Annotated in this window: 16 protein-coding genes; 1 reads left to right on the top strand and 15 read right to left on the bottom strand. The window is 55.1% G+C overall.

Annotated features, from left to right (window positions below; genetic code table 11):
• Positions 1 to 11: 11 nt before the first annotated feature.
• The 14 genes from KJZ99_07210 to mnmG form a co-directional block, all read right to left on the bottom strand.
• Entirely contained in the window at positions 12 to 452 is a 441-nt protein-coding gene (locus tag KJZ99_07210) for a GNAT family N-acetyltransferase (GenBank protein ID MCL4305687.1), read from the bottom strand.
• Between the two features lie 12 nt (positions 453 to 464).
• Positions 465 to 1,676: a hypothetical protein gene (locus tag KJZ99_07205; protein MCL4305686.1), complete on the bottom strand. Its 1,212-nt coding sequence runs from the start codon at positions 1,674 to 1,676 to the stop codon at positions 465 to 467.
• Positions 1,677 to 1,692: 16 nt separating this feature from the next.
• The gene (locus KJZ99_07200) at positions 1,693 to 3,510 is read right to left on the bottom strand and encodes a hypothetical protein (protein ID MCL4305685.1); all 1,818 of its coding nucleotides are present in this window, start codon (positions 3,508 to 3,510) and stop codon (positions 1,693 to 1,695) included.
• A 47-nt stretch (positions 3,511 to 3,557) separates the two neighbouring features.
• Positions 3,558 to 6,959, bottom strand: coding sequence for a transcription-repair coupling factor (gene mfd / locus KJZ99_07195; protein ID MCL4305684.1), 3,402 nt, complete (start codon positions 6,957 to 6,959; stop codon positions 3,558 to 3,560).
• Complete coding sequence (locus KJZ99_07190) at positions 6,952 to 7,359, bottom strand: VOC family protein (protein ID MCL4305683.1); 408 nt, start codon at positions 7,357 to 7,359, stop codon at positions 6,952 to 6,954. Before KJZ99_07190 ends, mfd begins: the two co-directional genes overlap by 8 nt.
• A gap of 37 nt (positions 7,360 to 7,396) precedes the next feature.
• Complete coding sequence (locus tag KJZ99_07185; protein ID MCL4305682.1) at positions 7,397 to 8,035, bottom strand: DUF2179 domain-containing protein; 639 nt, start codon at positions 8,033 to 8,035, stop codon at positions 7,397 to 7,399.
• Positions 8,032 to 8,520, bottom strand: a complete 489-nt coding sequence (locus tag KJZ99_07180; protein ID MCL4305681.1) for a hypothetical protein — start codon at positions 8,518 to 8,520, stop codon at positions 8,032 to 8,034. Before KJZ99_07180 ends, KJZ99_07185 begins: the two co-directional genes overlap by 4 nt.
• A 180-nt stretch (positions 8,521 to 8,700) precedes the next feature.
• Positions 8,701 to 9,375, bottom strand: a complete 675-nt coding sequence (locus KJZ99_07175) for a hypothetical protein (GenBank protein ID MCL4305680.1) — start codon at positions 9,373 to 9,375, stop codon at positions 8,701 to 8,703.
• Positions 9,376 to 9,390: 15 nt separating this feature from the next.
• Positions 9,391 to 9,855 (bottom strand): SRPBCC domain-containing protein, encoded by a 465-nt coding sequence (locus KJZ99_07170; GenBank protein MCL4305679.1) that lies wholly within the window; start codon positions 9,853 to 9,855, stop codon positions 9,391 to 9,393.
• Positions 9,856 to 9,884: 29 nt separating this feature from the next.
• Positions 9,885 to 10,409: a hypothetical protein gene (locus KJZ99_07165; GenBank protein ID MCL4305678.1), complete on the bottom strand. Its 525-nt coding sequence runs from the start codon at positions 10,407 to 10,409 to the stop codon at positions 9,885 to 9,887.
• 88 nt (positions 10,410 to 10,497) lie between these two features.
• Positions 10,498 to 10,974 (bottom strand): SRPBCC domain-containing protein, encoded by a 477-nt coding sequence (locus KJZ99_07160; GenBank protein MCL4305677.1) that lies wholly within the window; start codon positions 10,972 to 10,974, stop codon positions 10,498 to 10,500.
• A 208-nt stretch (positions 10,975 to 11,182) separates the two neighbouring features.
• Positions 11,183 to 12,124 carry an N-acetylmuramic acid 6-phosphate etherase gene (gene murQ / locus KJZ99_07155; protein ID MCL4305676.1) on the bottom strand — a complete coding sequence of 314 codons (942 nt, stop codon included), beginning with the start codon at positions 12,122 to 12,124 and terminating at the stop codon, positions 11,183 to 11,185.
• Positions 12,121 to 12,687 carry a 16S rRNA (guanine(527)-N(7))-methyltransferase RsmG gene (rsmG, locus tag KJZ99_07150; GenBank protein MCL4305675.1) on the bottom strand — a complete coding sequence of 189 codons (567 nt, stop codon included), beginning with the start codon at positions 12,685 to 12,687 and terminating at the stop codon, positions 12,121 to 12,123. Before rsmG ends, murQ begins: the two co-directional genes overlap by 4 nt.
• A 182-nt stretch (positions 12,688 to 12,869) precedes the next feature.
• Positions 12,870 to 14,741 carry a tRNA uridine-5-carboxymethylaminomethyl(34) synthesis enzyme MnmG gene (mnmG, locus tag KJZ99_07145; GenBank protein MCL4305674.1) on the bottom strand — a complete coding sequence of 624 codons (1,872 nt, stop codon included), beginning with the start codon at positions 14,739 to 14,741 and terminating at the stop codon, positions 12,870 to 12,872.
• 374 nt (positions 14,742 to 15,115) lie between these two features.
• Between mnmG and KJZ99_07140 the strand changes: the two genes are divergently transcribed.
• Positions 15,116 to 15,838 (top strand): hypothetical protein, encoded by a 723-nt coding sequence (locus KJZ99_07140; protein ID MCL4305673.1) that lies wholly within the window; start codon positions 15,116 to 15,118, stop codon positions 15,836 to 15,838.
• 227 nt (positions 15,839 to 16,065) lie between these two features.
• Here the strand turns inward: KJZ99_07140 and KJZ99_07135 are convergent, their stop codons facing one another.
• Positions 16,066 to 16,440: a TfoX/Sxy family protein gene (locus KJZ99_07135; protein MCL4305672.1), complete on the bottom strand. Its 375-nt coding sequence runs from the start codon at positions 16,438 to 16,440 to the stop codon at positions 16,066 to 16,068.
• Positions 16,441 to 16,526: the final 86 nt, after the last annotated feature.

Genomic DNA, 16,526 nt, shown 5'->3' with positions numbered 1-16,526 from the left:
TCCTTGTCGGTCTATTTTGTTTTAAGATTCAGTACGAAGTGATAGCTGGTGATGCTCATGCCGCGTTTGTGGTAAAAGCGGTGTGCAGCCCAGCGCCCCGAGTGTGTGCCGCTGTCCAGATGAACTGCGTCGCAGTTTTGCGTGCGGGCAAGCTCGACAATATAATTGAACAAATGGCCAGCCGCGCCGCGCTCACGCGCTTGCTCGGCGGTCACCAAATCGTCAATATACAAAACTTTTCCCCAATGTAACATCTCCGTCGGACGGTACCCCGCCGCCGCGCACGGCTCCCCCTGCGCGTCCTCCACATATATAAGGATGTAGCCGTGAGCCTGTGCCTGACGCTGAACCTGTTCGACAAAGTTCTCCTCGCTCAGGTGCGGCCGCAGCTCGCGCATCACCGGAAAAACGCGGCGCAGTTGCTCGGGGGTGGCGGCGGTTAAGATGTCCATGTGCGTGGTTTGCTACTCTTCCGACAAATCATATCCCAGCGTCATGGCTTTGTTCCGATAATCCTCGGCTCGCTCGAGCTCTCCCAGCAACGTATAAATCGTGCTGAGCATCGCGTATATTCTGCCAAAGGATGAAACCAGCATTTCTTGCATTGCTTCCAGATTTTTCAGGCAACTCAGCGCTGCGGTTTTTGCCTCCTTGAGATCAAACCCGCTTCCATACTTGTAGTACAGCGTCAGCAGAACTTCTGACATCATCCCCCACGCAATCGCAAGATATCTATGTATATCATCCATCTCATGATCTTCATAGTCGCCAGAGTTCTGCTTAATCTCCTGCGCGCGTTTCAAGTGATCAATGGCCACGTAAAAGCCGTGAACGCAGCAACTGGTGTCGTCGTACAGAATGCTCAATGCCATCAGGAAGTTAGCGTCGGCCTCATACATGGGATCGAGCAATGACTTATCACTTGCCTGCTCGTAGATATCCACAACTTGGTTGCCAGTCTTGTACGCCTTATTCCAATTGCCTTTTCTAAAGTGCCAAGACGCGAGACTCGCGAGCGCTCCTGCTGCCTCTACATAATCCTCATATTCGAGACAAATATCGACTATGCGCGATAGCACGCCGTATTCCTTCTCCAAATTCTCTTCGTCGTAGTACGTCTTCGCAAGAAACCACAGTGGACCGAGCTTAGTTGCACTCCGTTTCCCCCATGAGGCTTGTTCGCGATTCTCTTTCAGTGTCAATACCGTCGCGCGCAGCAGCGTATCCTCCCGCTCCTCAGGGTTTCCTGCTTTCTGCCAATATTCTGCGGCGTCTGTGTAGTTGCGCTGCCAGATTCTTGTGGCGTTTCTTAGCGGCAGGCGCCAAATAGAATAGCCCGCACGCTCCAGTATCATCGCCGCAATGTCCGGATAATGGGCTCCGATCTCGTGCGCACATTCTCGCAAATACTCTAAGCGAGTGATCCAGCCTTTTTGACGAAGCAACACACGATCCACCGCATCCAGCAGTTCTTTCTTCTGAATTGACTGCGGAAACATATCTCCTTCGCGGGGCAAGCGTTTTATCAGCTTCTTTAAGCTGAACCGCTTCGACATGGGTCGCTTTTCCGGAAGCGGCAGTGTCGCCGGACTCTTAACTGCTTCAGGAAATAGATCGTTGCCGCCGCTGCGAATCTGCTTGAATCGCTCCACGCGCTTCTGCCACTGCTTGCTCATGTTCTCCTCCTCAACCTTACCGCACGATCCTCTTGACCATGTAACGATACACCAATCCGTCGAATCCGATCGGTCGAAACGAAAACGTCGTGTCTGCTGTTGTGCCGATCAGAAAATAGTCCACGTTCTCCTGAAGGTGCTCGTGAATTTCGTAGAGTGAATCAATGGGAATGCCCGTCCAGAATAACCGGAGCGAATCGCCGTCAGCTACGATGCAGACATCCGTCAGCGCGCCGTCCGTTATCCCCATCGCGGGCGACAGCGCCGACGCCTGCCCGAGCACGTCAATCGCGCGGATCGCGAATTGGTATCGCCAGACCGGCGCCGCAAAACTCCCAAGTGTTACCGACGACGTGAACATATCACCGAGCGACGAAAACCCCTGATTGGCGCGCGTGCGATTCGGAGATGCGAGCGTGACAGTATTCGTGTCGAAAAATACCTGATACGTGTCAAAGTGCGTATCCAGCGCCGGAGGACTCCAGTAGACGCGCACCCTGCCGTCGCCGTATGAGTAAACATCCGTCACTTCGCAATACTCCGGCGCGAGCGTATCCGGGATCGCGTGCCACGTCAGCGCGGAATCGATCGCCTTGACAAACGGCTGATAATACTCCAACCCGTGCACAAACGTGCTCCAGTCCGATGGCGGCGTGCCCGGCAGCCAACGCACCCAGTCCGGCGGAAGCCACAGCGCGTCCGGATATTCGTCAAGCTCGATATGCAGAAAATTCTCCGTGTGCCGCGTGACATCCTGCCCGATATGACAATACACCGCCTGCACGTTGTCCGGTGCGCCCAACAAATCATTGATCGAACGTATCAGTATCGTTGTATCCACTCCGTAATACGAATACTCCGGATTGCTGTACAAACCGATGTAGGCATCGATGAGCGCAAGCAGCGTCGAGTCGCCGTCCGCTCCCGTCATCGGATACAACGGCAGCGCGTGAATCAAGTCGCGATGATAGGCAAGATCGCGCAGCGGAGGATTGGGCCGCGAGTCGTCGTGATATGCGCTCACCTGCACGTCCGGTAGCGGAAGGTGCGTCGCATGATCGTAGGAATGTAATTGAATAATCACCAGAGGATTCACCGGCGGAGCGTTCCACGCGTCCGTCACCACTCTCGATAACTCTGCAAACGGATGCCGCCCGTTGCGCGACGGATCCGAATAGGACAACGCGTTGTTATAAGTCGTCCTCGTCGTATCCCACATCACTTCGCGGCCCGCGCCCGCGATCATCAGAATCCCAAGTTCCGCCTGTTGATATAACTGAATCCCCACAGGTATCGACATGAAATCATCCTCCGGATGCGGCATCTGCAGCACCGCCGTCGGATGTCGCGGCTCAGGGTTGAACACAAACACGCCCCAGCCCGTCCGAAACCCACCAATCACATCGTTTTCAGGAAGCGTGTCCCCGTTCAGGTCCACAAATGAAGAGTCGAGTCGCTCGCGAATAATATAATAGTCACGTAGACTGTCCGAATCGAAAAATTCCACCAACTCATAGTTCCACAGAGAATCCTGCCGCTGCAGCAACGAATCCACGATCGCCCAATTGCCCGCAAGCGAGTGTTGAAACACTGCACGCCAACGGGCCAGCGTCGAGTCGCCTGCGGCACCCGTGCGAATATACTGAAAGCCGCCGAATCCGTTCGTTTGCGGATCGAGATGATCCGGTCCGTAATCGTTATACCCGGGCCGCGCGATCTTCTCCGACACGTGCGACTGCCAGTTGTCGTACGCGCACGTCGAGCAAGATCCCATCAGAAATCCCGTCAGCGTTCCCGTCTCCTGCACCATCGCAATCGCCGATAATGGCATCAATAATAGCAACCATATTCCGCGTTGTAGCACAACAAGTCCCTCCGGCATTATGCGGTCATTAACTCTTCGCCAGCCACTGCGGCAAGATACTCTTCCGCATAAGTCAGCCGCTCTTCCCACGTCGCCATACTCTTCATCGATAATTTCACGGTCACTCCACGCGTCGCGTCAAACTCGATCGGAAATCCCTCGCTCCGCGAAACCAGCGTCAGCATCTTGTCGCGCCCCGCGCGATCCGCCGCAAACACAAGCTCCAGCTGCTGCGCATACAAACTGACTTCGTCCACTCCCGCCTTCTCGGCAAGAATGCGAACGCGCACCATATCAAACAAATTCCGCGCGGCCTCCGGCAGCTTGCCAAAGCGATCCTCCACTTCGCGCGCCATGTCGTCCACCTTCGCAAACTCCTTCGCCCGTGCAAGCTCGCGATAGATGTTCAACCGCAATCCGCCTTCCGGCAGATAGCTCTCCGGAAGGAACGCGTCCGTGTCGATCTTCAGTTTCACGTCACGCTTCTCTTCGAGCGGCGCAGAACTCTCCTCGATCTGCACTTCGCGGATCGCTTCCTCGATCAACTGTTGATACATCTCAAAGCCGATGGAGTTGATATACCCCGACTGCTCGCGTCCCAACAAATTCCCCGCCCCGCGAATTTCGAGATCCCGCATCGCAACCTGAAACCCCGCGCCGAGTGAAGAGAAATTCGTCAGTGCGGACAACCTCTCGCGCGCGATGCGCGACATTTCGAAGTGCGGCGGAACCACCAGATACGCATACGCCTTGCGCGAGCTTCTCCCGATTCTCCCCCGCAATTGATGCAGCTGCGCCACGCCAAGTCTGTCCGCGCGGTTGATGATCATCGTGTTCACGTTCGGCATGTCCAGCCCGGACTCGATGATCAGCGTGGAAACAAGAATGTCCAGGTTGCCTTCCGAAAAATCGAACATCACTTGCTCGAGTTCGTGCTCGTTCATCTGCCCGTGCGCGACACCGATTCGCACGCTCGGCAGCAACCGGTGAATCATCTCCGATACCTGCGAGATGCTCTGAATGCGGTTGTGCACGAAGAAAACCTGACCGCCGCGCGTCAATTCGTGGTGAATCGCTTCCTTGATCACCTTCTCGGAAAACGGCACGACGTCGGTTTCGATCGGCTGACGGCCCGGCGGCGGTGTCGTGATTTGTGATAGATCGCGCGCGCCCATCAACGCCATGTGCAGCGTGCGCGGGATCGGCGTCGCGCTCATCGCCAGCACGTCAACATTCGACCGCATCGAGCGGATCTTTTCCTTCTGCACGACGCCGAAACGATGCTCCTCGTCGATAATCAGCAATCCGAGATCATCGAACTGTACGTCCTTCGAAAGCAGCCGGTGCGTGCCGATGATGACGTCCGTCTCGCCCGCCGCAAGTTTCTTGATCGTTTCCTTCTGTTCACGTGTGGATTGAAAGCGCGAAATCACGCGCACGTCCACCGGCCAGTTCTTGAAACGCTCGCGGAACACTCTGTAGTGCTGCTGCGCGAGAATCGTTGTCGGCACGAGCACCGCAACCTGCTTGCCGTCCGTCACCGCCTTGAACGCTGCGCGCATTGCAACTTCAGTCTTTCCGTAGCCCACGTCGCCGCATACCAGTCTGTCCATCGGCGTCGGACTCTCCATATCGCGCTTCACCGCTTCACTTGCCATCAACTGATCCGGCGTATCCTCATACGGAAAACTCGCTTCCATCTCGCGCTGCCACGGCGTGTCGCTCGAAAACATGATCCCCCGCTCCGCGCGCCGTTTCGCGTAAAGCTTGATGAGATCCTCCGCGATTGAAACCAGCGATTCTTTCGTCTTGCGCTTGATCTCGCGCCACTCTTTGCCGCCGATCTTCGACAGCGGAGGCTGAAAACCTTCCTTCGCGGAATATTTCTGAACCTGCGCAAGATTCTCAAGTTTGACAAAGAGCTTGATGCCGTCGCGATATTCGATCTGCAATACTTCGCGCTGCACTCCGCCGACCGCGATCTTCGTCAGCCCGCAATACCTCCCGATACCGTGCTCGACGTGCACCACGAAGTCCCCGATCTTCAGCGCGTCTATGTCGTGCAGCGGAACGGCGTTCTTGAATTTCATGAACTGCCGTCTGCGACGCTTGCGCCCGAAAATGTCGTGATCCACCAGCACCACGAGCTGTGCCGCTTCAAGCATGAAGCCGTGACGCAATCCGCCTTCGCGCGCGCTGAATGCGTGCTCCGGAACGCCGCGCTCGATCAACACCTGACCCAGGCGGTCGGCCGCGAGCTGGTTGTCACACAGCAGCTGCGTTTCCAATCCGCGCTCGTGATATTCCTTGACGCGATCGGCGAGCAGCGGCAGATTCGACGCGAAACGTTCCTGCGGCGAACCGTTGAAGTCCAGTGTGTAGGAAGGCGGATGCGGCGCGCTGTGCAGAAAGACCTGCGCATGTTTCTGCGACGCGCTGTAGATCAACTCCGGCTCCATCCACTTCCCCGGCTCGCGCAGCGCGCGCACCTGCTCCGGAATGGAAACGGGAATCTCTTCGTCTTCCTCGTAAACGATGTCGTGCAGCTCGGCACTCAGGCGATCTTCGTCGTCGTCCTCGTCGCTCGTCGCGGAAGAGCGCAAGTCGCGCAACCGCAATCCCGGTCGTGCCGTGCGCTCCGCGTAGCGTTCCTTCACCGCAAAGTAGGCGGGACGCCCCTCGCTCCACACGATGATCGTGTTCTCAGGAAGATATTGCAGCAGGTGACTGTTCCCGACGCCCGGAGTTTCCGCCGCCATCACCGTCACGTCGTTCAATCTTCCCGTCGAGCGCTGCGTCTGCGGATCGAAGCTGCGTAGATCGTCAATGTCGTCGCCGAAATACTCGACGCGCACCGCCGTTGATCCGCCATACGGATAGATGTCGAGCACCGCGCCGCGCACCGCGTATTGCCCGACTCCTTCCACCATCACTTCGCGCGAGTAACCCGACTCGTGCAGGAATTGAATCAGTGACTCGCGCGGCAGCACTTCGCCCTTCGACAGCGTATACGTGTTGCGCGACACGTCCTGCAAATCGGGCAGCGGATCGAGCAACGCCGAGGCCGGCGCAACCACCAGCGGCTGCTTCGCGCGCGACAGCGTCATCATCACTTCCGCGCGTTCGGATAATTCTATCGGATTCAGCTCGCGGTGATAGTCCGGCAGACCCGGAAACAGACTTGTGACATTTTCACCGAGCAGAATCGTCAAGTCGTCCGCGAACTCTTCCGCATCTTCGAGCGTTTCCGCGACCAGCAACAGCGGCCGCTTCGATTTCTCAAATAAGTAGCTTGCCATCAGCACCGGCAGCGCGCCCGGCACATTTTTCACCAACACGCCCGACCGCGCTTCCTCCAGCGCGGCTAACGTCTCTGCAAATCCCGAGTATGAAAAAATCCGTTGCTTAAGCTTATCCATCTGCAGCGTCTACATTCCTCGCTACCACCTCCACCTTGATCCGGTCCGGGTCCTCGAAAAACACGGCATAGCTGTCCGGGCCGCCGGCGTGGGGGTGTCTGTCCGTATATAATATAATGATGCCGCGCGCCTGAAGCTTGGCGGACAGGTCATCAATATGTGATTTTGAGCGGCCGTGAAAGGCCATGTGATTCAGCCCCGTCCGGCACCGATGATATGTCTTATCTAAATGTTTTTCTTCTGTTTGCACAAACACGAGATACGTCTGCCCCTGCCGGAAGCTCACACCCCGGGGCCACTCCTGATAGACTTCGTAGCCCAATTCCTCGCAGAGTAGCCATTGCCAGAACGCACGCGATCTGGCCAGATTTGAGACGTTTATCTCTACGTGATGCAGCATCAGAAGTCGCAGGGTAGCATGCCGACGCGGAATCGCCCTAACGCTTGTCCTTCTTGTTCCGTTTGATCGGACTCCGCACCCAGCTGCTCACGTCTTCGATGACCTTCTCGCCCCACACGACGCTCGGGTCGCGCTGCGTCAGCCCCACCTGCTTCACATCTTCCACCGTGAAGAACGCCTGCTTATCTATGTCATGAATCATCCGCAATAATCTCGGCACGTTGCGCCGCTTCTCCGCGACAAACAGCACGTCCATTTCACCCGCCTTCGTCGTGCCCGCAAGTTCGACGACCGCGTAATTCTTCTCCCAAAGTTTGTCGGCAAGATTGCTTTCTCTCCGCGAAATCACGCGCACCACCTGATGACCTATCGCCAGCCGCGACTCGATCCACATCCCGACATAACTTCCCGCCGCGAATCCCGCCGCATACACAACTCCGAGATACCACTCGTCCAAATTGCGAATCACCTGCGCGACCACGTTGATCCAAATCAAAACCTCGACAAATCCGAACAGCGCCGCCAGCACCTTGAAGCCGCGAAAAATCGAAATGGTGCGCAGCGTCCCGAAGCTCTGGTCCGCGATACGAGCAAGAAAAATTCCCAGCGCAAGAACCCAGACCTGACCCGCGCCCACTCGCGTGATCCAATCAATCAGGTCCGTGAAAAAGTTCATCGCTTCTTCTCCTGCTGCATCAGCCAGTCCATCCGTTCCTGTCCCTCTTTCATGTGCCGACCGACAAGTATCTTAAGCTTCGACTCCGCCTTTTCATGATCGTTCGACGACTCGAAGCGCACCCACTCCTTATCCTTCATCCATACTCCGAGGTCTGTTTCCCAACGCAGACGAACCGCGATCAACACAACCATCGGCTTGCCGTAACCCTCGTAGGCTTTCGCAATCGCGGCGGCCAACCCCTGATTGTAGGCTTTCTGCTCCGTTTCCATGCGGCGCAAATCTATCATTATCCCTGCCTTGCCCGCAAGACTGTCGAAGGCCGCCCGCATTTCCTTCTCAAGTCCCACACTATCGCCGATCTCGTTGACAGTGATCTTTGCTAAATCTCCGCTCAATCCCGTATACGAAATCTGTTGAGCTTGAACGGCGGTTGTCCACAACCACACACAGCTTATCAACAGCGCAATTTGCTTCAGTTTCATGATGGGTCTCCTTTTCTCTGCTCTCTGCTCAAAATTCCTGCAGTTCTATCTCTGATGAATCCAAATTCGCTCGCAAAGGCTCCCGCTTCAATCGTTTTTGCCGATTTGACACTTCTCCACAAATCCACAACGTATATCCACATTGCTCAAGTTATCGTGGACAACCCTGTGGGTCGACCGCTACTCCAACTCCAGCCACACATTTTCCCATGTCGTAAACAGTATCGCCGACAGCCCCGCGCGCCGCGCGGCCTCCACATTGTCAGGAAGATCGTCTATAAACGTGATCTGTTTCGGCTTCAACTCCGAAAGTCTTACAAGACTTTCAAAAGAGCCTGCGTCGCGTTTCAACTTGCCGCGCTCGTACGACGTCAGCACCTGATCCACTTCGAGTGCCCACGAATAATAACGTGACACCCATTGAATATGCAGCGGATCTGTATCCGACAGCACCCAAACCGGACCCAATCGTTTGAGCTGCTCCAGCCCTTCTTGTGCTCCGGGAAACTCATCGAAGATGTCGCACCAGATTTCCCGCAGCCGCTCATAGTTCGCCGCAAGTTTCGGCCAACCCAAATACTCGCGCAGCTCTTCAATGAATGCTTCCGACGTGCGTTGCCCCCGTTCGAAGTTCGCCTTGCTCTCTCCGCGAATGTAGCGCTCGCGAATCTCCTCGCGCGACCGTGTGCCGCGTTCCGCCGCACGCGCGACAAACCGCTCAAAATCAAGCTGTAAGAGCACATTCCCCAGGTCTACCACAAACAACCTGTCTTCCATCGGCAAGTCAAACGCTCCGTCTTCTTCCAACGCCGCTATCGTTTCGTAATCAAGTATCTCTCCAATCAATTCCGCCATCGTCTCGATTCCCGCTCAGCGTGTCCGCAAGTCTTTCTTCCACATCACATAAGCCTGCAAGCCCAGCAGAAACTCCGTCCACCCCTGACAGTTGTCGAACGCGCGCGCCAATCCGCTCTGCGTCCAACCCGACTCGCTGATCGTCACCGTCACAACACCCTTCTTCTCCACAAACTCAAACCGCACATGCGAAAATTTATTCTTCGAGCCGTAGAGCTGCCAGTGAAACTCCAAATACTTCCCGGGTGCGTAGGCCACCGGATAAAGCGGAAACTCGCCGTGACTCGGCCACGTCCAAAACACCGGCTCAAACTTCTCGTTGAAGTCCCCGCGTACCTTGTGTACGAAAAACTTCTCCAGATGTTTCGCCTGCGTCGCCGCCTCCCACACCTTCTTCAGCGGAGCGCGCATCCCATGCGACACCGTAAACCCGATCTTCCCGCGCGCCAACGTGAAATCCGGCGCCTTCTGCTTCGCCATGACCCTACTCCCTGTTATTACTCTGTTTGTCAGTCGTCCGACGAGCGGCCGCGACCCCTGCCACTGTCATCATCATCATACTGCATCTGAATGGCCGCTCCTCCGCGCACTTCGGGATGATTGATCTTCCCGCCCGCCGAGGCGACATTCAACAATAATATAATGATTCCTGTCATCACTACCACCGAACCCCACGAGGCCCACACCGGCAACAGCGTGTGCTTCCGTGTGAACCACAGGAGAATCAGCATTAGAATACCAAACGGGATGATAATATTCCGCGCCGTTTCCGCAATTTCCTCGTGCGGATGAATATGCGGCTCGGCATCGGGTATCGTTTGCTCAACAATATCTTCCGCCGACTCGCCGCTTTGAAACGCCGCGCCCGTGAGCAGCACCGCCGCAATCAGAAATCCTAAGGCGACCCGCTGCCAACGTCCGTCCTTCCACAGCGTCGCCAGCACCATGACGATTGCGCTCACCTTGAAAAATATCATCGGCATGTGCACTAAGACAATGTGCCAGTGCGCCGCATTTTCCGGAATCGGGATCATGTTTAATCCTCTCTCAGAATTGAAAAGTCAATATTGGATATAGCAAACCGATGCGTTCGCTCTCTGCTCGGTCTTCTTATCCGCTTTGTTATCTGTGTTTCTTCTCGCGCATCGTGTCCACGTTGAATTTCAGATAGGCCTTCAGGTAGGTGTGAAATTCCGTCCAGCCTTCGCACATCATGAACGCGACCTTCAGGTCTTTCTGCTTGTAGCCGTAGTCGTGGACGCGGAAGATGGTTTCGCGCGGACCCTTCTTGATGAATTCAAATGTCATCGTCGTCATATACTTCGGCCCCATCGCCGGCCCGACAAATACGATTTTCTCATACTTCTTATATTCGATCGGATACATATCCATCGTTTCGTCGCCGTATTCTTTCCACCACCAGCGCACCGGCGCGAGGTCGGGACCCCATTCGCCGATCTGCTTATCGCAGAAATATTTCTTGACATGTTGTCCTTCGGTCACCGCTTCCCAGACTTTCTTGAGCGGCTGCTTGATCACGTGCGAAGTCGTATAGCCAAGCTTCGACTTCGATACAGGGAGTTTTAGGTTGTGTGGCATGATGTGTGTGATGCTCTGTTGGGACACAGCTCGCTGTGTCCGCGTATGATATCTTTGTATTCTTATCTTTCGCTTGCCTTCTGTTTGTGCAAGCACTCTGTGTCGTTTAACTTTATCTCCGCTTGAAAACGCTTTTCAATCGCATGCTTTCCAGTCAAAACAAAACTCCGTTGCCGACGCGGTATTCCTTCTCTGCTTTTCCGATTTTCTATTTCGTACCTTCCATTTTCCCCACCTTCCCCCCATGCTCCTCGAGCCACTCGCGCGCATGTTCCGAGGTCACGCCGCGAAAGTGCATCATCAGCGCGGTCTTCAGCTCGCCGCCCGCCGAGCGCAAGAGCTCGTCGGCCCATTCGTAATCGCAGCCGGTGATCTCCATCATGATCCGCCGCGCGCGAGCCTGCAGCTTCTGGCTCCCCATCCGCAAATCCACCATCAGATTTTCGTAGCACTTCCCCATCCGCACCCATGACGCTGTCGTGATCATGTTCAGCGCGAGCTTCGTTGCCGTCCCCGCCTTCAGTCGTGTCGAGCCCGTCAACACTTCCGGCCCGACCGGCAATTCAATAATGATGTCCGCCGGTCCCCCTCCGTTCACGGGGGGGTTAGGGGGGGTCTCTTCGTTCCAGCTATTGCAAATGAGCAGTGCCGTAAAACAGCCGTGCGCTTTCGCGTGACGTAAACCTCCTAAAACATAAGGAGTTCGGCGGGAAGCCGTGATACCCACCACCACGTCCTCCTCATTTATACAACACATCTCAAAGTCGTGTAGCACGCCGTCGGGGTTATCTTCCGCCCCTTCCACAGCCCGCACCAGCGCGTCCGGCCCTCCGGCAATAAACCCCTGCACCTGCCAGGGATCCGTTCCGAAAGTCGGCGGACACTCCGCCGCATCCAGCACCCCTAATCGTCCAGAAGTTCCGGCACCTATATAGATGAGGCGGCCGCCTTTCTGAAAGGCCTGCACCACCCGATCGACCACCTGCTCGATCAGCGGCAGCGCCGAGGCCAGCACCTCGGGCACTTTCCGATCTTCGCGGTTCATTGCTTCGAGAATCTCGCGCGTCGTCATCGAGTCGAGAGTCATCGTGTCCGGATTCCGCGCTTCCGTCGTCAATCCGGCGAGTTCCTTGAAAACGTCTTCTTTCACTTGTCGATCATCAGCTTTATGAGTCGGCCGCCGTCGGCTAAGTTGAGTTCAGAGAGTAATTTAAGCCCAAGTTCTTCCGGCCAGGCTTCGTGCCGCCATTCCCGACCTTTCCAGAACAGCAGCTCGCCCTCCGGCGCCAGCAAAGGCCGACACCATTTAACCAACTGGGGCAGCTCAGTCACGGCGCGGGCTGTGATGCAGTCGAATCTTCCAACTTCAGAGTGGATAAGTTTCTCCACACGTTGACAAACCACCGTAAGCCGTTGTGTGAGCTCTGTTTCACGTGAAACACGAGTCAGAAATGCGGCTTTCCGCTGATTCGACTCGACCAAAGTCCATGTTAAGTGAGGAGTTAGAATAGCCAACGGAATGGCCGGAAACCCTCCGCCGCTGCCAATGTCCAAAACCCTGCCGGTAGCCGGGAGCAGCTCAAGCCCCGCCAAAGACGGAGCTAAGTGTCGTTCCCGCAGTCGCGACCGATCGGCCTGAGAAACCAGCAGGATGCCTGCTTCGGCCACGCGGGTGAGGTAGTGCTCGAGATGCAGTAGCTGATCGGGGTTCACATAAAACCGCCATTCACAGTTTGTTCACAAAACCGGCGGTCGCTGTCCAGCAGATTCCTGAAATGCTGACCTTTGATATTATAAGATTTATCTGGCAAAGATGGACTCTATCCTGAGCATTTTCACAAAGTTATCCACCAGAGAATGTGGATGTTTCACGTGAAACACTCCAAAACAAGAGCTTACAAGTGGCCCGTTCTCTTGAGGTGGATCAGCAGTGCCGAAGTGTCTGAAGGGCGCACACCGGAAATCCGCCCGGCTTGGCCCAAGGTCTTGGGTTTGAAGTGCTTGATCTTCTCGCGGGCCTCGTGAGACATCGAGTGCACCGCCCAAAGGTCCATATTCTCAGGGAGCCGCACCTCTTCCCAGTGCCGCACCTGCTCCGCCCGGAAGCGCTCGCGCTGGATGTAACCTTCATATTTTACATCCATTTCAACAGCCGCAATCAGGTCTTCGTCGAGATCATCCGCAACCTTTCCGGCAAGCTGTGAACTATCCCTAAGTAGTGAACCGAGTTCCGCTTCAGGACGCTTCAAGATGGCTGCGAAGCGGCTGCCTTTCAGTTTCGGATCGGAGAGCAAGCCGGAATCAGCCAGCTCTTCGAGACGGGTTTCGTGCAGGAGGGCGGTCAGCTCAGTAAGCTTTTGTTTCTTTTCTAAATAGCAATCGTATTGCCGATCCGATACCAATCCAAGTTTGCGGCCAATATCTGTTAAACGCAGGTCTGCATTGTCCTGACGCAGAATCAGACGGTGCTCGGCGCGGGAAGTGAACATCCGATAGGGTTCGTCGGGCGTTTTCGTGATGAGGTCGTCAATCAGCACGCCGATATAGGCTTGATCTCTTCCCAGCGTCAGAGACTGTCCGCCGTTCAGTTTCTGACCAGCGTTTATTCCGGCAATCAAGCCCTGCGCGGCTGCCTCCTCGTAGCCGGTGGTGCCGTTGATCTGCCCAGCGAAGAACAGGCCGTCTATCACCTTGGTTTCCAAAGAGTAATGAAGCTGATGAGCAGGGAAGAAGTCGTACTCAACGGCATAACCCGGACGCATCATTTCGGTCTGTTCAAGCCCGGGAACAGTTCTAAGTGCTTCAAATTGAATCTCTTCTGGAAGGCTTGAGCTGAAGCCGTTCATGTAGACTTCAAACGTGTCCCAGCCTTCAGGTTCAAGGAAAATCTGATGCCTGTCCTTATCGGCGAAGCGGACGATCTTGTCTTCAATAGACGGGCAATAGCGCGGACCGCGCCCCTGAATCCGGCCAGCAAACAGCGGGGACTTGTGCAGCCCGTTGCGCAGAATTTCGTGAGTCTTTGTATTTGTGTAGGTTAGATGGCACGCGAGTTGGTCGGTGACGGACTTTCCAGAACGCACCGAGAATGGAACAATGCGGCCATCGCCGGGCTGATACTCGCAACGGGTGTAATCAATAGTACGACCGTCAAGGCGCGGTGGAGTGCCAGTTTTCAAACGACCGACTTCAAACCCATGTTTCATAAGCATTTCGGTAAGGACCAAGGCGGGAGCCTCACCGATTCTGCCGCCCGGGAGCTGCCAATCGCCCATGTGCAACAGGCCGTTCAGGAATGTTCCGGCGCAAAGCACGGCGGCACGGCACTCTATGCGCTGGCCGCTCTGTGCGATACAGGCCGTCAGCCGACCTCCGGCTGTCTCGAAATCTATGATTGTATTCTGTTTGAGATCAAGATTCCGCTGGCCCTCCAAAGTCTTGCGTGCTTCACGAGCATACAGACCGCGATCGCACTGGGCGCGCGGTGACCAGACGGCTGGGCCTTTGGAGCGGTTCAGCATGCGGAACTGCACGGTAGCCAAATCTGCCAGCCTGCCCATTTCGCCGCCGAGTGCGTCTATCTCCTTGACTAATTGGCCTTTAGCAAGCCCGCCGATGGCCGGATTGCAGGACATTTGGCCGATAGTCTGAAGATTCTGCGTGACCAGACAGGTGCGAAAGCCCATGCGCGCGGTTGCCAGTGCGGCTTCGATTCCCGCGTGTCCGCCGCCGATCACGACGACATCATATATATGTGAAATGGGCATTCTTCCTTGCTAAGTCGAGCACAATGAGTTGTTTATGCTCTGTTTGTGAACTTATGAGCAGAGTCTTAAGTTGCTCTTGTTTCTTGCTAAATCGAGCACAGAGGGTGCGTTGATGACTGGTGGGGGCATTCTCCAGCAGAAGAACGACCCGAATGAGCTTTGTAGTAAAAGTCAAGTACCGAGAGGCATGAACCTCAGAAACTACAGGAATAAACTTCTGACACAGAACTCTGTTTGCGTAAAATTCTAATAAATCTATCTTTGGACATATATGAATGCTAACTGTCGTAGTTTGTGTTTCACAGAAAATCGTAGTAAATTATCTGCGTTAGGTTTGGTTAATAGAAACAGCTAACATCTTGAGGAGATTCGAATTGAAAACACTAGAGTTAGATGATGATTCCTATGTTCTGCTGCTGGTTGCCTCGAAGTTGACTGGGCTTACGCCGGGGGCGATGATCCGCAAAATACTACAGGAAATTGCAGGCAGCGAGTCTTTAGGCTATTCCCCGTCTTCTGGTGCAGTTGACCGAACTCGCCCCGCAGGAAAGGCACAAACGGCTCAAGAGCCTCGGATTAGTCTGAACAGAGACCCATCTCCGTCAGCAATACGGCACGTGATGGGAGAAGCGCGTCAGGGCACCGGAAGCACCAAGATTGGGAAGAACCTCAAGTCGCAGCTCATAGAAACTCACCTATCGCAGTTTTTCGCTGAGGGGTGGTCACTGCGGTGGCTCGGCGGTATCGCCTATTTTGTACGCGACGGCGATATCGTCTGGATTCATGCTGCGAATCCTTGCTCCGGAAAAAACTTCTACTGGATCTCGCTGGATAAAGAGAAGTACAACTCCATGATAGCCAATGCCAAGAGTTTCAAGCTCGTTTTGATTGGGCTGGATAGTATCGGCGGAGTGCGTGCGGTTTGGCAGAGTACGAAAGGTACTTTCGACAACTTCGATGCCTTTATACAGAATCCGTCGTCAGGGAAAGAGCGGCTGAACTTCACCGTCGACTTTGAAGGCGCCGAGCCCGGCAAATTGATTGCATACGGCGATCAGGGAAGGGTTGACATCACAACGTTGTCTCCTTTCAGGTAGATAAAATCGCTCAGCTGCGTGTCATAGAAAGAGATCCTTCACCGCGTTCAGGATGACGACAGGCCTGGAATTCGTGGACTCGAACTGACAGTCGCTGCGGGTTGTCACGATGCAGCGAGATCCTTTACTGCGTTCAGGATGACGACACGACAGGCGATTGTGTTCTCGTGCCGCAGAGCGTGCTGTGCTGGCTCAGGGATTTTGCGGGCGGAGCGTATGCCGCGCCCCTACGGTTTTGATTTCACTCGCTTTGTTTTGGCAGGTTGCTTTTTGTGCGCGGCGCGAGCCGCTGCTTCGATGGCGAGTCTGCCTAACTCACGAAGCGCATCGTCGTCTTCCAAATCCTCAGAAGACAATGAGTAGTAATTCATCTTCTGCTCGGGCTTGTCTTCGAACGGAACGAATTGTTTCATCCTGCGCGATTCGAAGCGTGCGCGGTTCTCTTCATCGCTTTTCAAGTAGACGGTATCGCCGTCGGTGATCGCAAAGACGCGTCCGTTCAAATAGAAGCCCGCGCCACCGAACATCTTCTTAACACTCACCTTGCCGAGCAACGCGAGACGTTCAACGTAGTAATCAAGGATGTCCTGATGGATGCTCATAGGTTTTAAGAGACTCTAAATGCTCGGTTTGTCTTGACGCTCACCGGAGGGATCCTTCACTTCGTTCAGGATGACGACGCAATTGG

The sequence above is a fragment of the bacterium genome (assembly GCA_023382385.1).
Taxonomy (GTDB): Bacteria; Electryoneota; RPQS01; order RPQS01; family RPQS01; genus JABWCQ01.
This window is presented reverse-complemented; position numbering and strand designations above follow the sequence as displayed.

What these genes read in the sequence shown, in the direction of transcription:
- mfd (MCL4305684.1), bottom strand. Translation starts at nt 6,959, where the DNA reads ATGGATAAGCTTAAGCAACGGATTTTTTCATACTCGGGATTTGCAGAG.
- KJZ99_07180 (MCL4305681.1), bottom strand. Translation starts at nt 8,520, where the DNA reads ATGAAACTGAAGCAAATTGCGCTGTTGATAAGCTGTGTGTGGTTGTGG.
- KJZ99_07165 (MCL4305678.1), bottom strand. Translation starts at nt 10,409, where the DNA reads ATGATCCCGATTCCGGAAAATGCGGCGCACTGGCACATTGTCTTAGTG.
- KJZ99_07205 (MCL4305686.1), bottom strand. Translation starts at nt 1,676, where the DNA reads ATGAGCAAGCAGTGGCAGAAGCGCGTGGAGCGATTCAAGCAGATTCGC.
- KJZ99_07185 (MCL4305682.1), bottom strand. Translation starts at nt 8,035, where the DNA reads ATGAACTTTTTCACGGACCTGATTGATTGGATCACGCGAGTGGGCGCG.
- KJZ99_07170 (MCL4305679.1), bottom strand. Translation starts at nt 9,855, where the DNA reads ATGGCGAAGCAGAAGGCGCCGGATTTCACGTTGGCGCGCGGGAAGATC.
- KJZ99_07175 (MCL4305680.1), bottom strand. Translation starts at nt 9,375, where the DNA reads ATGGCGGAATTGATTGGAGAGATACTTGATTACGAAACGATAGCGGCG.
- KJZ99_07190 (MCL4305683.1), bottom strand. Translation starts at nt 7,359, where the DNA reads ATGCTGCATCACGTAGAGATAAACGTCTCAAATCTGGCCAGATCGCGT.
- KJZ99_07135 (MCL4305672.1), bottom strand. Translation starts at nt 16,440, where the DNA reads ATGAGCATCCATCAGGACATCCTTGATTACTACGTTGAACGTCTCGCG.
- mnmG (MCL4305674.1), bottom strand. Translation starts at nt 14,741, where the DNA reads ATGCCCATTTCACATATATATGATGTCGTCGTGATCGGCGGCGGACAC.
- KJZ99_07210 (MCL4305687.1), bottom strand. Translation starts at nt 452, where the DNA reads ATGGACATCTTAACCGCCGCCACCCCCGAGCAACTGCGCCGCGTTTTT.
- KJZ99_07160 (MCL4305677.1), bottom strand. Translation starts at nt 10,974, where the DNA reads ATGCCACACAACCTAAAACTCCCTGTATCGAAGTCGAAGCTTGGCTAT.